Below are 14,861 nucleotides of genomic sequence, written 5' to 3'. Positions count from 1 at the left end.
AAACGATCTTTGATCGATCGTAGCCCCGCCTATTCGATGGCGGCGCGCCACCGCGTCCGGCAGACTCCCGGGCCATGCCCGACACCGCGAACGGCCCGCTCATCACCCGCGACACCGTCTCCGCCCGGCTGCGCGCGCTCGGCGTCGAACCCGGCGAGATCCTGCTGGCACACTCCTCGCTCAGCTCGCTCGGCTGGGTGTGCGGCGGCGCCGTCGCGGTGGTCCAGGGGCTGCTCGACGCCCTCGGCCCGGACGGCACCCTCGTGGTGCCCGCCCAGTCCGGCGACCTGTCCGATCCGGCCGTCTGGCGCAGCCCGCCGGTGCCCGAGGAGTGGTGGGAGACCATCCGGGCCACGATGCCCCGCTACGACCCACGCACCACGCCCACCCGCGGAGTCGGCGTGATCCCGGAGACCGTACGGACCTGGCCGGGCGCCCTGCGCAGCGCGCACCCGCAGACCTCCTTCGCCGCGCTCGGCCCGCACGCCGCCGAGATCGTCGCCGGACACGCGCCGGACTGCCGGCTGGGTGAGCACAGCCCGCTGGCCCGACTGGAGAAGCTGGGCGCGCGGGTGCTGCTGCTCGGCGCGGGCTACGCCAGCTGCACCGCCTTCCACCTGGCCGAGTACCGCATCCCGGCCCCGCTGGTCGAGGTGGGCCGCCCCGGGCCGAACGGCTGGGAGCGGGTCACCGAGGTGTCGATCAGCTCGGACCGCTTCGACGAGCTGGGCCACGACTTCGAACGGGACCGGCCCGTCCTGCGGGGCACGGTGGGCGTCGCCGACGCGCGGCTGTTCCCGCTGGCGGACGCCGTGGCCTACGCCGAACGGTGGCTGGCGGTGCACCGGCCCCGCGAGGACGAGTTCCTGCACCCGCCGGTCTGAGACCCGGGCGGCGTCCCTAGACTCTGGAGCCATGCGAAGTGAGCCCGCCCGCCCGTCTCCCGACCACCACCCCTCAGGGAGACGCTTCGTGTCGCACCCGGTCATCGAGGTCAAGGCCCTGGTGAAGCGGTACGGCACGAAGACCGCGGTGAACGGCCTCGACCTGGTGGCCGGGGCGGGCGTGACCGCCGTGCTCGGCCCCAACGGGGCGGGCAAGACGACCACGGTCGAGACCTGCGAGGGATACCGGAGGCCGGACGCCGGCACGGTGCGCGTCCTCGGCCTCGACCCGGTGCGGGACTCCGCCGCGCTGCGCCCCCGCATCGGCGTGATGCTCCAGTCCGGCGGGGTGTACTCGGGCGCACGGGCCGACGAGATGCTGCGCCATGTGGCGGCGCTGCACGCCCGCCCGCTGGACGTGGACGCGCTCATCGAACGGCTCGGGCTCGGCGGCTGCGGGCGCACCACCTACCGGCGGCTGTCGGGCGGCCAGCGGCAGCGGCTCGCACTCGCCATGGCCGTCGTGGGACGCCCGGAGCTGGTCTTCCTGGACGAGCCGACGGCCGGGCTCGACCCGCAGGCCCGGCACGCCACCTGGGACCTGGTCGCGGACCTGCGCGCCGACGGTGTCTCCGTGATCCTCACGACGCACCACATGGAGGAGGCCGAGCGGCTCGCCGACGACGTCGCCATCATCGACGACGGGCGGGTCATCGCCCAGGGCTCCCACGACGAACTGTGCCGCGGCGGCGCCGAGAACACGCTGCGCTTCACCGGCCGGCCGGGCCTCGACGTGAGTTCCCTGCTGAAGGCGCTCCCGGCGGACTGCGCCGCAGCCGAGCTGACGCCGGGCTCCTACCGGGTCGTCGGCAAGGTCGATCCGCAGCTGCTGGCGACGGTGACCTCGTGGTGCGCCCAGCACGGCGTCCTGCCGGACCGGATCTCCGTCGAACGGCACACCCTCGAAGACGTCTTCCTGGAACTGACGGGCAAGGAGCTGCGCTCGTGACCACCGTGGGCACCTACACCCCCGCACCCGGCGCGGCGCCCCTGCCCCGCATGATCGCGGCCCAGGCCGCGTTCGAGACCCGGCTGCTGCTGCGCAACGGCGAACAGCTGCTGCTGACGGTCGTGATCCCCACGCTGCTGCTGGTGCTGTTCAGCTCGGTGGACATCGTGGACACCGGCGCGGGCAGGGCCGTGGACTTCCTGACGCCCGGCATCCTGGCGCTCGCCGTGATGTCGACGGCGTTCACCGGCCAGGCCATCGCCACGGGCTTCGAACGGCGTTACGGCGTGCTGAAGCGGCTGGCGTCCTCGCCGCTGCCGCGCTGGGGACTGATGACCGCGAAGACCGCGTCCGTGCTGGTCACGGAGGTCCTCCAGGTGGTGCTGCTGACGGCGATCGCCTTCGCGCTGGGCTGGTCGCCGCACGGCGGGGCCGGCACCGTGGCCGCCGTGCTGCTCCTGCTCGTCCTGGGCACGGCCGCCTTCTCGGGCCTCGGGCTGCTGATGGCGGGCACGCTGAAGGCGGAGGCGACGCTGGCCGCCGCCAATCTGGTCTTCCTGCTGCTGCTCGTCGGCGGTGGCGTGATCGTCCCGCTGGACAAGTTCCCCTCCGGCGCCCAGGACGTGCTCGCGCTGCTGCCCGTCACGGCTCTGTCGGACGGGCTGCGGGACGTGCTCCAGCACGGGGCCGGGATGCCGTGGGCCGACCTGGGGATCCTGGCCGGCTGGGCGGTCGTGGGGCTGGCCGCCGCCGGACGGTTCTTCCGCTGGGAGTGACCGGCTCGGCGCGATCCGCGCGTACGCCGTGAGGGCGACGCCGGTGCGACTCCACTGCGGCTTGGCGGCGGCCCTGGGCGGCCGGAGGGCGACCCTCGTGAACGCGTGCACAAGCGGCGGCCTACCATGGTGCGCGTGCCAAAGCTGACCCGCGCCGATGCCGCAGCGGCCGTGCGCAACCCGCTCGCCTTCATCGCCGAACGCTGGACCCCGAACCCCCGGACGGTCCAGCGGGCGGCACTCATCGCACTCGTCATGTCGGTGGTCATCGTGGTCACCGGCGGTGCCGTCCGGCTGACCGGCTCGGGCCTCGGCTGCCCGACCTGGCCCACCTGCACCGACGACTCGCTGACCACCACCCGGGCCATGGGCCTGCACGGCGTCATCGAGTTCGGCAACCGCATGCTCACCTATGTGCTGTGCGCGGCCGTGGGCTGGGCGATCATCGCCGCCCGCGCGCAGAAGCCGTGGCGGCGCGGCCTCACCCGGCTGGGCTGGGCGCAGTTCTGGGTGGTCATGGGCAACGCGGTGCTCGGCGGCATCGTCGTCCTGGTCGGGCTGAACCCGTACACGGTCGCGGCCCACTTCCTGCTGTCCACCGCGCTCATCGCCGTCGCCACGGTGATGTGGCAGCGCAGCCGCGAGGGCGACGGGCCGCCGCGCCCGCTGGTCGGCAAGGCCGTGCAGCAGCTGGTGCGGGTCCTGGTGACCGCGTCCGTCGTGCTGATCGCCGTCGGCACGGTGGTGACCGGGGCGGGACCGCACGCGGGTGACTCCAGCGAGGTCGAACGGATCCCGATCGACTGGGAGAACGTCACCGAACTGCACGCCGTGCTCGCCTGGATCGTGGTGACGCTGACCTTCGCCCTGTGGTTCGTGCTCAAGGCGGTCGACGCGCCCAAGGGTCCGCGGGACCGTACGCGCGAGCTGTTCATCGTGCTGCTGTGCCAGGGCGCGATCGGCTACGTCCAGTACCTCACGCATCTGCCCGAGGTCCTGGTGGGCGCGCACATGCTGGGCTCCTGCGTGATGTGGATCTGGGTGCTGCGCGTGCTGCTGTCGCTGCGGGAACACCCCGAAGCGACGGCCACGCTGCCGGGTCCCTCCCTGGAAACACCGGTCGCCACGCGCGCGTGAGCGTGACCGTCAGGCAACGGCACGCACACTGAGCCCCCGCCGAGAAGCCCACGCGCGCGGGCCTGCACCGGAAGGACACACGGCGGCACGCGTCGAACGGAAGCGCGCGCGAACGCATACTCCGAGCCGGGCGCGCGCGGGCGGGCGGGCGGCGGGCGTTGCAAGGCCCACACACGTGTGGGCGGCGCCACAGGCGCACGCGAGGGCGGGTGCTGCAGACGCACACGTGGGCGGGTGGTACAGGCGCACACGTGGGCGGGTGGTACAGGCGCACACGTGGGCGCGCACCATAGGCGCAAGGGTGAGCGAGCGCCACATGCGCGCCGGTGGGCGGTGTGGCAGGCGCATGCGTGGTCGGACACACCACAGGCACATACGTGGGCGGGTGCCGCAGGTCCGCACATGGGCCGGCGCCAACAGGCCCACACTTGGCCGAGCGCCACAGGCACACGTGTGGGTGTGTGGCAGGCGCACGTGGGGGCGGGCGCCATAGGCGTGTGTGTGGGGGCGTCTCAGTCTGACAGGCCGTAGATCCGGTCCGCGTTCTCTCCCGCGATCAGACGGGCCACCCGTTGGGCGTCCCCCAGAGACCAGGCGCCCTCGGCGACCCATGTGCCCAGCACCCGGCCAAGCGCCTCGCGGAACAGGCTGGCGCCCACGACGTGCAGTTCGGGCAGCCCGTGTGCGCCGCTGGAGAAGAGGATCTTGCCGAAGGGGGCCAGTTCCAGGATCTCCGCGAGGACACCGGCCGCGCGGGCACCGGTACGCACCAGCGCGGCACCGGAGTCGGCGTACACATGCGGGAAGACCCCGGCCAGATGGGCGGCCTGCCGGTGGTACGGGTAACCGTGCAGCAGCACCAGATCCGTGCCGAGGCCCGCGGTGGCCCGCACGAAGTCGGTCAGCAGCACCGGGTCCGTACGGTCGATGCGCGAGCGCGGCTCACCGAGCCCGGCGTGCAGTTGGAGCGGCAGGCCGGAGGCGACCGCGATCCACAGCACATGGCGCAGCAGCACCGGATCGTCGAGTTCCCCGCCGACCCGGCGCTCGGCCAGCCAGCGTCCCGCCGCCCCGCGCACCTCGCCGGGCCCGGGCGGCTCCGGTGCGAGCGCCAGCCCGTGCCGCACCCCCGCGACGGAGGTGAAGGCGACGGCGTTCGCGGCGGCCCCGTGCACCGATTCGGCGAGGTTGGCGAGGAAGGACTCGACGGTGCCCGAGGTGTCGGCGACCTGCTCGGCGAGGAGTTCCAGGCGCACGATCTCGCGGGCCTCGGCGGCACCGGCGGACGCCATCTCGTCGGGGCCCGTGAGGTCGCCGGCCAGTCCCGTGTCGACAAGGTAGGTGGTGATGCCGCTGCCCCGCAGCAGTCTGCGGCCCGCCTCCAGCACGCCGAGTTCACGGCGCCGGGCGAGATAGCTCGCCGGCGGGCAGTGCGGTTCGAGGCCGAGCAGCGGGGGGCACCAGCGGCGCACGGCGAAGCCGGTCTGCGTGTCGAAGAGCGTGGTGCCCGGGGCGGGCGGCCCTTCGGTGCGGGCGAGTTGGGCCTCGAAGGTGCCGAGGCCCAGTTCGGTGCGGAGCACTCCGTGGCAGTACTGGTCCACCAGGGACGGCGTGTCGATCATCCGGGCTCCCCGTTGTGGACGGTGTGCATGCCTACCGTCTTAACGGGTGAACCGGGACTGAGGTCGCGGCTCGGTTCGGGAGCGTGCACCGTCCGGCGGCCACGGGCCGCCCGCGGCCGGTCGCACGTTCCCCCGCTTGCCTCAAGGGGCCCAGGTCAGCCCCCGATCTGGATGCCCGCCATCCGCTTCCACTCGTAGGCGCCCGTCCTCACCTTGGCCGCGAACTCGCCGTCGAAGGACTCGTGGGCCGTGATGCCGGACTTCGCCACCGCCCGTTCGGCGATCTCGTACGTCGGGGCCACCAGGTCGCCCCAGCCGCCGTCCTCGCCCACGAGCACGATCCGGGCACCGCGTTCGCCGAGGTAGGCGACCTGGCACTCGGCGCCGCCGTGGGCCTTGGCGAAGGCGCCGATCCGCTGGGCGAGGCGCGCCGCCGTGCGCTCGGCCTTCTGGTCAACCTGCTGTGTGTCTGCCATGGCCAGGATGCTACTCATGAGTAAACGGACTGGCGAGAGCAGCGCCCTGTGACCTGTGCCCAACCGGGAATGTGACCTGTGTCAGCGCAGGAAGGGGTCCACCGCGACCGCCACGAACAGCAGCGACACATAGGTGATGGACCAGTGGAACAGGCGCATCTCCTTGAGCTTCGCGCCCGCCACCTCGGCCTTCGCCCGGTGCTGCAGCGCGTGCGCCTCCCACAGCCACCAGCCGCCCGCCACCAGGGCGACCAGCGTGTAGAACCAGCCCGTGTAACCGAGAGGGGTGAGGAGCAGCGAGACAGCGACCATCACCCAGCTGTAGAGGACGATCTGCCTGGCGACCACCTTGTTGGAGGCGACCACGGGCAGCATCGGCACGCCCACGCGCGCGTAGTCGTCCCTGACCTTCATGGACAGCGGCCAGTAGTGGGGCGGCGTCCAGAAGAACATGACGAGGAAGAGGACGACCGGCGCCCAGGACATCGAGTTGGTGACGGACGACCAGCCGATGAGCACCGGCATGCAGCCGGCGATGCCGCCCCAGACGATGTTCTGCGAGGTGCGCCGCTTGAGGATCATCGTGTAGACGACGACGTAGAAGAGGAGCGCTCCGAGTGACAGCCAGGCCGACAGCCAGTTGACGGTCAGCCCGAACAGCAGCGTGGAGACGAGCGCCAGCGTGATGCCGAACGCCAGGCATTCGCGGGGGCTCACCATGCCGGTGACCACCGGGCGCTGCGAGGTGCGGTCCATGAGCGCGTCGATGTCGCGGTCGATGTACATGTTCAGCGCGTTGGCGCCGCCCGCGGAGAGGTAGCCGCCGAGGCAGGTGAGAAGGACCAGGCCGAGGTCCGGCACTCCCTGCTGCGCCAGGAACATCACCGGAACGGTGGTGATCAGCAGCAGCTCGATGATCCGCGGCTTGGTCAGCGCCACGAAGGCCCTGGCACGAGCCCCGAACGGCCGGCGGACCGGGCTCTGGCTCGCACCGATTACCCCCGCTGGACGGGATTCGACGGCCGTCACGCACACCCCTGACAGAGACATCCCAGCAAGCCTCCCCCCGTGAAGTCCCGGTAAAGGCTCGCGCGTACCACGCCACTGTAGACGTTGCCCATACCTCGCCCTTCGCGGGGGTGGGGTCGTGTTTACCGGGCTTGGCGGACGTGCGTACGCGGGCTCGATTGAGCAGTCAGATGAGCGGGTCCGTATTCAGTTGCCGAATGTCGTACAACCCGGTCGGGAGGCGGATCCCCGCGAGTCCCGGCAGTCTGGAATGTGGGGAGAAAGCGCACGTACTCACGGGGGTAGGCTCGACAACGGCCGGTGGGCGCCCAGTGCACCGGCATTCGACATGTGGAGAGGAGCCCTGACTCAGGGTGAGCACCAAGCCGACCACTTCAGACCTCGACTGGACCGAGTTGGACCAGCGGGCGGTGGACACCGCGCGCGTCCTGGCCGCCGATGCCGTACAGAAGGTCGGCAACGGCCATCCCGGTACCGCGATGAGCCTGGCACCGGCCGCCTACACCCTCTTCCAGAAGGTGATGCGGCACGACCCCGCCGACCCCGACTGGATCGCCCGCGACCGCTTCGTCCTGTCCGCCGGCCACTCCTCCCTGACCCTCTACACCCAGCTCTACCTCGCCGGCTTCGGACTCGAACTCACCGACCTCGAAGCCTTCCGCACCTACGGCTCCACCACCCCAGGCCACCCCGAATACGGCCACACCAAGGGCGTGGAAACCACCACCGGCCCCCTCGGCCAAGGCGTCGCCAACGCCGTCGGCATGGCCATGGCCGCCCGCTACGAACGCGGCCTGTACGACCCCGACACCCCCCACGGCGCCTCCCCCTTCGACCACTACATCTACTGCATCGCCGGCGACGGCTGCCTCCAGGAAGGCATCTCCGCCGAAGCCTCCTCCCTCGCCGGCCACCAGCACCTCGGCAACCTCATCCTCCTGTGGGACGACAACCACATCTCCATCGAAGGCGACACCGCAACCGCCGTCTCCGAAGACACCCTCAAACGCTACGAAGCCTACGGCTGGCACGTCCAGCGCATCGCCCCCCGACCCGACGGCGACCTCGACCCCCACGCCCTCCACAACGCCATCGAAGCCGCCAAACAGGTCACCGACAAACCCTCCTTCATCGCGATGCGTTCCATCATCGCCTGGCCCGCCCCCCACGCCCAGAACACCGAAGCCGCCCACGGCTCCGCCCTGGGCGAAGAAGAAGTCGCCGCCACCAAACGCGTCCTCGGCTTCGACCCCGACCAGCACTTCGCCGTCGCCGACGACGTCCTCGCCCACACCCGCCAGGCCCTCGAACGCGGCCACACCGCCCGCGCCGCCTGGGAGAAAACCTTCCAGGAATGGCGCACCAACCAGCCCGAACGCGCCGCCGAACACGACCGGATCACCTCCCACACCCTCCCCGCCGGCTGGCACGACGCCCTGCCCGTCTTCGAACCCGGCAAAGCCATCGCCACCCGCGCCGCCTCCGGCAAAACCCTCCAGGCCCTCGGCCCCCTCATCCCCGAACTGTGGGGCGGCTCCGCCGACCTCGCCGGCTCCAACAACACCACCATCGACGCCTCCTCCTCCTTCCTCCCCAACGACAACCCCCTGCCCAGCGCCACCCCCTACGGCCGCACCGTCCACTTCGGCATCCGCGAATTCTCCATGGCCGCCGAAATGAACGGCATCACCCTCCACGGCCACACCCGCGTCTACGGCGGCACCTTCCTGGTGTTCTCCGACTACATGCGCAACGCCGTCCGCCTCTCCGCCCTCATGCACCTGCCCGTCACCTACGTATGGACCCACGACTCCATCGGCCTCGGCGAAGACGGCCCCACCCACCAGCCCGTCGAACACCTCGCCTCCCTGCGCGCCATCCCCGGCCTCAACGTCGTCCGCCCCGCAGACGCCAACGAAACCGTGACCGCCTGGCGTGAAATCCTCACCCGCCACACCAAGGAATACGGCAAGGGCGCCCCCCACGGCCTCGCCCTGACCCGCCAGGGCGTACCCGTCTACGAACCCAACGAAGACACCGCACGCGGCGGTTACGTACTCTTCGACGCCGAAGACGGCGACCCGCAGGTCATCCTCATCGCCACCGGCTCCGAGGTCCACCTCGCCGTCCAGGCCCGCACCCAGCTCCAGACCGAAGGCATCCCCACCCGCGTGGTCTCCATGCCCTGCGTGGAATGGTTCGAAGAACAGGACCAGACCTACCGCGACCACGTACTGCCCCCCACCATCCGGGCACGCGTCGCCGTCGAAGCCGGCATCGCCCTGACCTGGTACCGCTACGTCGGCGACGCCGGACGCATCGTCTCCCTCGAACACTTCGGAGCCTCCGCCGACGGCAAGACCCTCTTCCACACCTACGGCTTCACCACCGAGAACATCGCCGCCAAAGCCCGGGAATCCATCGCTGACGCGCAGCGCTGACGCTGATACACGACACGTAGGAGATGCATTTTCCATGACAGACGCACTGAAGCGCCTCTCCGAGGAAGGCGTCGCGATCTGGCTGGACGACCTGTCGCGCAAGCGGATCACGTCCGGCAACCTCGCCGAGCTGATCGACCAGCAGCACGTCGTGGGCGTCACCACCAACCCGACGATCTTCCAGAAGGCCATCAGCAGCGGCGACGGTTACGAGCAGCAGCTCAAGGACCTCGCCGCCCGCAAGGTCACCGTCGAGGAAGCGGTCCGCATGATCACCACGGCGGACGTCCGGGACGCCGCCGACATCCTGCGACCCGTGTTCGACGCGACCGACGGCCAGGACGGCCGGGTCTCCATCGAGGTCGATCCGCGGCTGGCCCACAACACCGGGGCGACCGTCGCCGAGGCCAAGCAGCTCGCCTGGCTCGTCGACCGGCCCAACACCCTTATCAAGATCCCCGCCACCAAGGCGGGTCTGCCCGCGATCACCGAGGTCATCGGCCTCGGCATCAGCGTCAACGTCACGCTGATCTTCTCCCTTGAGCGCTACCGCGAGGTCATGAACGCCTACCTCGCCGGCCTGGAGAAGGCCAAGGAGCGCGGCCTGGACCTGTCGCTGATCCGTTCCGTCGCCTCGTTCTTCGTCTCCCGCGTGGACACCGAGATCGACAAGCGGATCGACGCCCTGGGCACCCCGGAGGCCAAGGCCGCGCGCGGCAAGGCCGCCGTCGCCAACGCGCGCCTCGCCTACCAGGCGTACGAGGAGGTCTTCTCCTCCGAGCGGTGGAGCACGCTGGAGAACGCGGGCGCGCACCGGCAGCGTCCGCTGTGGGCGTCGACCGGGGTGAAGGACCCGGCGTACAAGCCCACCCTGTACGTCGACGACCTGGTGGCGCCGAACACGGTGAACACCATGCCGGAGGCCACCCTGCGGGCCACCGAGGAGCACGGCGAGATCACCGGCAACACCATCGCCGGCACGTACGAGCAGGCCCGCGCGGACCTCGACGCCGTCGAGAAGCTCGGGATCCCGTACGACGACGTGGTCCAGGTCCTGGAGGACGAGGGCGTCGAGAAGTTCGAGGCGTCCTGGAACGACCTGCTGAAGTCGACCGAGGCGGTGCTCGACCGCCTCGCCCCCTCGGAGGGCTGACATCTTGTCCCCCTTTTCCGGGTTTTCCGGTTCCGGAGCGAATCCGCTCCGTGACCCCGCGGACCGACGGCTCCCGCGCATCGCGGGGCCGTCGGGCCTGGTCATCTTCGGTGTCACGGGCGATCTGTCGCGCAAGAAGCTGATGCCCGCCGTGTATGACCTCGCCAACCGGGGTCTGCTGCCGCCGGGCTTCTCCCTCGTCGGCTTCGCCCGCCGCGAGTGGCAGAACGAGGACTTCGCGCAGGAGGTCCACGACTCCGTCAAGCAGCATGCGCGGACGCCGTTCCGCGAGGAGGTCTGGCAGCAGCTCATCCAGGGGATGCGCTTCGTCCAGGGCACCTTCGACGATGACGACGCGTTCGAGCGGCTGCGTTCCACGATCGAGGAGCTGGACAAGGCACAGGGCACGGGCGGCAACTTCGCCTTCTACCTGTCCGTGCCGCCGCGCTCCTTCCCGGTGGTCATCCAGCAGCTGAAGAAGCACGGCCTGGCCGACCAGACGGGCGGCTCCTGGCGGCGCGCGGTCATCGAGAAGCCGTTCGGCCACGACCTGAAGTCGGCCGAGGAGCTGAACAAGGTCGTGCACGAGGTGTTCGAACCGGATCAGGTGTTCCGGATCGACCACTACCTGGGCAAGGAGACCGTCCAGAACATCCTGGCGCTGCGCTTCGCCAACCAGATGTTCGAGCCGGTCTGGAACCGGTCCTTCGTGGACCATGTGCAGATCACCATGGCCGAGGACATCGGCATCGGCGGCCGGGCCGGCTACTACGACGGGATCGGTGCCGCCCGTGACGTCATCCAGAACCATCTGCTCCAGCTGATGGCGCTCACCGCCATGGAGGAGCCGGCCTCCTTCGACGCGGACGCGCTGGCCGCGGAGAAGACCAAGGTGCTGGGTGCGGTACGGGTGCCGAAGGACCTGGGCCACCACACCGTCCGCGGGCAGTACGCGGCCGGCTGGCAGGGCGGCGAGAAGGTCATCGGCTACCTCCAGGAAGACGGCATCGACGCCAAGTCGAAGACCGACACCTACGCCGCGATCAAGGTGGGGATCGACAACCGCCGCTGGGCGGGCGTCCCCTTCTATCTGCGCACCGGCAAGCGGCTCGGCCGCCGGGTCACCGAGATCGCGGTGGTCTTCCAGCGGGCCCCGCACTCCCCCTTCGACCACACCGCGACCGAGGAACTGGGCCAGAACGCGGTCGTCATCCGCGTCCAGCCCGACGAGGGCATCACGGTCCGGTTCGGCTCGAAGGTGCCGGGTACCTCGATGGAGATCCGGGACGTGTCCATGGACTTCGCCTACGGCGAGTCGTTCACGGAGTCCAGCCCGGAGGCGTACGAACGGCTCATCCTGGACGTGCTGCTCGGCGACGCCAATCTCTTCCCGCGCACGGAGGAGGTCGAGCTGTCCTGGAAGATCCTCGATCCGATCGAGGAGTACTGGGACAAGCACGGCAAGCCCGCGCAGTACCCGTCGGGCACGTGGGGTCCCGCGGAGGCCGACGAGATGCTCGCACGAGACGGACGGAGCTGGCGCCGGCCATGAAGATAGACCTCACGGACACCACGGCCAGCAAGGTCAACAAGGCGTTGGTGCAGGGCCGCCGCGCGATCGGCACGCCCGCCGTGGGCATGGTGCTGACCCTGGTCATCGTCACCGACGAGGAGAACGCCTACGACGCGTTGAAGGCGGCCGGCGACGCCTCGCACGAGCACCCCTCGCGCACCCTGGTCGTCATCAAGCGCGTCTCCCGCTCCCCGCGCGACCGCACCACCTCACGCCTTGACGCCGAGGTGCGGGTGGGCGCGGACGCCGGCACCGGCGAGACGGTGGTGCTGCGGCTGTACGGCGAGGTCGCCGACCACGCCGACTCCGTGGTGCTGCCGCTGCTGCTGCCGGACGCCCCGGTCGTCGTCTGGTGGCCGGTGAACGCGCCGCTCGATCCCGCCAGGGACCCGCTGGGCGCCCTCGCGCAGCGCCGGGTCACCGACACCTACGCGTCCGAGCAGCCGGTGCGGGAGCTGTCCGCCCGCGCGGACACCTACACGCCCGGCGACACCGACCTGTCCTGGACCCGGATCACGCCCTGGCGCTCGATGCTGGCCGCGGCCCTGGACCAGGTGGTGTGCGAGGTCAAGGGCGTCGAGGTGGCGGGCGAGGAGTTCAATCCGAGCTGTGAGCTGCTGGCGATGTGGCTCGCGGACCGGCTGGACGTCCCCGTCAGGCGGTCGCTGTCGTCCGGACCGGGTCTGACCGCGGTCCGGCTGGACACCGACTGCGGCCCGATCGCCCTGGACCGCGCGGACGGCTCGCTGGCCACGCTGTCCATCCAGGGGCAGCCGGACCGTGCCGTGGCGCTCAAGCGGCGCGAGACGTCCGAGCTGATCGCCGAGGAGCTGCGCCGGCTCGACCCGGACGACACCTATGCGTCGGCGCTGCGCTTCGGCGTGGAGCGGCTGATCGGCTCACCCGCCGCGGAGGCCGAGCCCGTCACGGCGGGCGCCGCGGCGGCCGAGGCCGCGCCCGCCCCCGCGAAGAAGACGGCGAAGAAGGCCCCGGCGAAGAAGGCGGCGGCGAAGTGAGCACCCCCCAGCTGGTCGTACACCGCGACAAGGAGCTGATGGCCCAGGCCGCGGCGGCCCGCCTGATCACCAAGGTCGTGGACGCGCAGTCCTCGCGCGGCTCCGCGTCCGTGGTGCTGACCGGCGGCCGCAACGGCAACGGCCTGCTGGCCGCGCTGGCGGCGGCGCCCGCCCGGGACGCCGTCGACTGGTCCCGGCTCGACGTGTGGTGGGGCGACGAGCGGTTCCTGCCCGAGGGCGACCCGGAACGCAATGTCACCCAGGCCCGCGAGGCACTGCTGGACGCCGTGCCGCTGGACCCCGAGCGCGTGCACCCCATGCCCGCGTCGGACGGCCGGTACGGCAGCGACGTGGACGCGGCGGCGGACGCGTACGCGGCCGAGCTGGCCCGGGCCGCGGGCCCCGAGAACCACGGGGCCGTGCCGACCTTCGACGTGCTGCTGCTCGGCGTCGGCCCGGACACCCATGTGGCCTCGCTGTTCCCGGAGCTGCCCGCGGTACGGGAGACCGAGCGCACGGTGGTCGGCGTGCACGGCGCGCCCAAGCCGCCGCCGACCCGGGTCTCTTTGACGCTCCCGGCGATCCGGGCGGCCCGCGAGGTGTGGCTGCTCGCGGCCGGCAAGGACAAGGCAGAGGCCGCGCAGATCGCGCTGTCCGGCGCGGGCGAGATCCAGGCCCCGGCGGCGGGCGCGTACGGCAGGCAGCGCACCCTGTGGCTGCTGGACGCGGCGGCGGCCTCCGGGCTGCCGCGTTCGCTGTACCCGCCGGCCTCGGCGTGAGACGACCGGCGGCGGGGCCGGCGCCCCGCCGCTCCGGTCATTTCACGGCCCCCGCCTGGGACTGGAGTTCCACGGTCAGCGGCTGTGCGGAGGTGTCCGCGAACAGCAGGGCGACCAGCATGTCGTTCCACACCCACAGGAACTGGAAGATGGCGAGGCTCGCGATGGCGGGCCGGCCGACGGGCAGCCCGAGCCGGCCGAAGAGTTTGGCCACCGGCAGCAGACCGAGCTGCAACGGCACCACCAGCAGGAACAGCGGCTCGCGGGCCGGGAAGTCCAGCCAGGCGAAGGCGTATCCGGCGAGGGCGGCGATGACGACCACGAGCACGGTCGTCGGCACCGAGATCAGCACGGTGTTCCAGAACGCCTGGTGATCCCGGCGTTCTTCAGCAGCGCCGAGTAGTTGTCGAAGGACAGCTGCCCGGGGCCGGCCAGCGCCGTCCACCAGCCGCCCCTGGCGGTGTCCTGGGCCGATCGAGCTGAGGCTGACCCGCAAGGAGCGCAGCATGCCGGGCGAGCCGTCCGGCGGCGAACAGCAGCGGGTCGCCCTCGCCCCGGGCGCTGGTCAACCACCCTCCCCTGCTGCTCGCCGACGAACCCGCGGGCAGCCTCGACAGCAGGGGCACCCGCGAGGTGATGCGGCTGCTGTCCCGCTTCCACGGCCGCGGGCAGACCATCCTGCTGGTCACCCACGACGCCCAGCTGGCCAGCGCCGCGGACCGGGTGATCAGCTTCTTCGACGGCCGGATCGCCGACGACGCCGCGCTGGACGCCGCGCTCGGCGCTGGAGCTGCGCTCGGTGCCGGTTCGGGGTCAGCTTCGGCCGCGCAGCTCCCGGTACTTGGCGACCAGGGCGTGCGTGGACTCGTCCAGGCCCTCGACCTCGGTGCCCTCGGTGAGTGCGGGCTCGATGCGTTTGGCGAGGACCTTGCCCAGCTCGACGCCCCACTGGTCGAAGGAGTCGAT

At 71.3% G+C, this 14,861-nt stretch carries 13 protein-coding genes and 2 pseudogenes; 10 read left to right on the top strand and 5 right to left on the bottom strand.

All coding sequences use genetic code 11. The annotated features are described in order from the left end of the window. The first annotated feature begins 74 nt into the window (after nt 1–74). The 4 genes from ACFYTE_RS40710 to ACFYTE_RS40695 all read left to right on the top strand — a co-directional run bounded on the left by ACFYTE_RS40710 (nt 75) and on the right by ACFYTE_RS40695 (nt 3,806). Nucleotides 75–884 (top strand): aminoglycoside N(3)-acetyltransferase, encoded by an 810-nt coding sequence (locus ACFYTE_RS40710; protein WP_388722075.1) that lies wholly within the window; start codon nt 75–77, stop codon nt 882–884. Between the two features lie 31 nt (nt 885–915). Continuing rightward, nucleotides 916–1,893, top strand: coding sequence for an ABC transporter ATP-binding protein (locus tag ACFYTE_RS40705; protein ID WP_388722073.1), 978 nt, complete (start codon nt 916–918; stop codon nt 1,891–1,893). Nucleotides 1,894–1,943: 50 nt separating this feature from the next. Further along, entirely contained in the window at nt 1,944–2,669 is a 726-nt protein-coding gene (locus ACFYTE_RS40700) for an ABC transporter permease (protein WP_388722111.1), read from the top strand. A 126-nt stretch (nt 2,670–2,795) separates the two neighbouring features. Next, nucleotides 2,796–3,806 carry a heme A synthase gene (locus tag ACFYTE_RS40695; RefSeq protein ID WP_388722071.1) on the top strand — a complete coding sequence of 337 codons (1,011 nt, stop codon included), beginning with the start codon at nt 2,796–2,798 and terminating at the stop codon, nt 3,804–3,806. A gap of 512 nt (nt 3,807–4,318) precedes the next feature. Here ACFYTE_RS40695 and ACFYTE_RS40690 read toward each other — a convergent pair. The 3 genes from ACFYTE_RS40690 to ACFYTE_RS40680 form a co-directional block, all read right to left on the bottom strand. Further along, complete coding sequence (locus ACFYTE_RS40690; RefSeq protein ID WP_388722069.1) at nt 4,319–5,428, bottom strand: amidohydrolase family protein; 1,110 nt, start codon at nt 5,426–5,428, stop codon at nt 4,319–4,321. A gap of 155 nt (nt 5,429–5,583) precedes the next feature. Then, entirely contained in the window at nt 5,584–5,904 is a 321-nt protein-coding gene (locus ACFYTE_RS40685; protein WP_388722067.1) for a hypothetical protein, read from the bottom strand. An 81-nt stretch (nt 5,905–5,985) separates the two neighbouring features. Continuing rightward, nucleotides 5,986–6,954, bottom strand: coding sequence for a heme o synthase (locus ACFYTE_RS40680; RefSeq protein ID WP_388722065.1), 969 nt, complete (start codon nt 6,952–6,954; stop codon nt 5,986–5,988). A gap of 332 nt (nt 6,955–7,286) precedes the next feature. Between ACFYTE_RS40680 and tkt the strand changes: the two genes are divergently transcribed. Genes tkt through pgl form a run of 5 tightly spaced genes read left to right on the top strand, consistent with a single transcriptional unit; the run spans nt 7,287 to nt 13,895 of the window. Continuing rightward, the gene (gene tkt, locus ACFYTE_RS40675; RefSeq protein WP_388722063.1) at nt 7,287–9,374 is read left to right on the top strand and encodes a transketolase; all 2,088 of its coding nucleotides are present in this window, start codon (nt 7,287–7,289) and stop codon (nt 9,372–9,374) included. A 34-nt stretch (nt 9,375–9,408) separates the two neighbouring features. Beyond that, nucleotides 9,409–10,527, top strand: coding sequence for a transaldolase (gene tal / locus ACFYTE_RS40670; RefSeq protein WP_388722061.1), 1,119 nt, complete (start codon nt 9,409–9,411; stop codon nt 10,525–10,527). Between the two features lie 4 nt (nt 10,528–10,531). Continuing rightward, nucleotides 10,532–12,079: a glucose-6-phosphate dehydrogenase gene (zwf, locus tag ACFYTE_RS40665; RefSeq protein WP_388722060.1), complete on the top strand. Its 1,548-nt coding sequence runs from the start codon at nt 10,532–10,534 to the stop codon at nt 12,077–12,079. Then, nucleotides 12,076–13,116: a glucose-6-phosphate dehydrogenase assembly protein OpcA gene (gene opcA / locus ACFYTE_RS40660; protein ID WP_388722059.1), complete on the top strand. Its 1,041-nt coding sequence runs from the start codon at nt 12,076–12,078 to the stop codon at nt 13,114–13,116. The genes zwf and opcA overlap by 4 nt, the downstream gene beginning before the upstream one ends. Continuing rightward, nucleotides 13,113–13,895: a 6-phosphogluconolactonase gene (pgl, locus tag ACFYTE_RS40655; RefSeq protein WP_388722058.1), complete on the top strand. Its 783-nt coding sequence runs from the start codon at nt 13,113–13,115 to the stop codon at nt 13,893–13,895. Before opcA ends, pgl begins: the two co-directional genes overlap by 4 nt. Before the next feature lie 55 nt (nt 13,896–13,950). On the opposite strand, the pseudogene ACFYTE_RS40650 reads toward pgl, so the two are convergent. Continuing rightward, nucleotides 13,951–14,381: pseudogene (locus ACFYTE_RS40650) on the bottom strand (carbohydrate ABC transporter permease); the annotation flags it as partial. On the opposite strand from ACFYTE_RS40650, the pseudogene ACFYTE_RS40645 reads away from it, so the two are divergent. Further along, nucleotides 14,372–14,669: pseudogene (locus ACFYTE_RS40645) on the top strand (ATP-binding cassette domain-containing protein); the annotation flags it as partial. The pseudogenes ACFYTE_RS40650 and ACFYTE_RS40645 overlap by 10 nt on opposite strands. 39 nt (nt 14,670–14,708) lie before the next feature. Here ACFYTE_RS40645 and ACFYTE_RS40640 read toward each other — a convergent pair. Next, nucleotides 14,709–14,861: hypothetical protein (locus tag ACFYTE_RS40640; protein ID WP_388722109.1), on the bottom strand; the 153-nt coding region annotated here is incomplete at its 5' end.

The sequence above is a fragment of the Streptomyces sp. NPDC004629 genome (assembly GCF_042873595.1).
Lineage (GTDB): Bacteria > Actinomycetota > Actinomycetes > Streptomycetales > Streptomycetaceae > Streptomyces.
Note: the sequence above shows the minus strand (reverse complement) of the source record. Positions and strands in the feature narration are given on the sequence as shown.

Bases quoted from the DNA above. Each gene is read 5' to 3' on its own strand.
- ACFYTE_RS40680 (WP_388722065.1), bottom strand. From the start codon at position 6,954: ATGTCTCTGTCAGGGGTGTGCGTGACGGCCGTCGAATCCCGTCCAGCG.
- ACFYTE_RS40695 (WP_388722071.1), top strand. From the start codon at position 2,796: ATGGTGCGCGTGCCAAAGCTGACCCGCGCCGATGCCGCAGCGGCCGTG.
- tal (WP_388722061.1), top strand. From the start codon at position 9,409: ATGACAGACGCACTGAAGCGCCTCTCCGAGGAAGGCGTCGCGATCTGG.
- ACFYTE_RS40700 (WP_388722111.1), top strand. From the start codon at position 1,944: ATGATCGCGGCCCAGGCCGCGTTCGAGACCCGGCTGCTGCTGCGCAAC.
- ACFYTE_RS40690 (WP_388722069.1), bottom strand. From the start codon at position 5,428: ATGATCGACACGCCGTCCCTGGTGGACCAGTACTGCCACGGAGTGCTC.
- ACFYTE_RS40705 (WP_388722073.1), top strand. From the start codon at position 916: ATGCGAAGTGAGCCCGCCCGCCCGTCTCCCGACCACCACCCCTCAGGG.
- ACFYTE_RS40685 (WP_388722067.1), bottom strand. From the start codon at position 5,904: ATGGCAGACACACAGCAGGTTGACCAGAAGGCCGAGCGCACGGCGGCG.
- ACFYTE_RS40710 (WP_388722075.1), top strand. From the start codon at position 75: ATGCCCGACACCGCGAACGGCCCGCTCATCACCCGCGACACCGTCTCC.
- opcA (WP_388722059.1), top strand. From the start codon at position 12,076: ATGAAGATAGACCTCACGGACACCACGGCCAGCAAGGTCAACAAGGCG.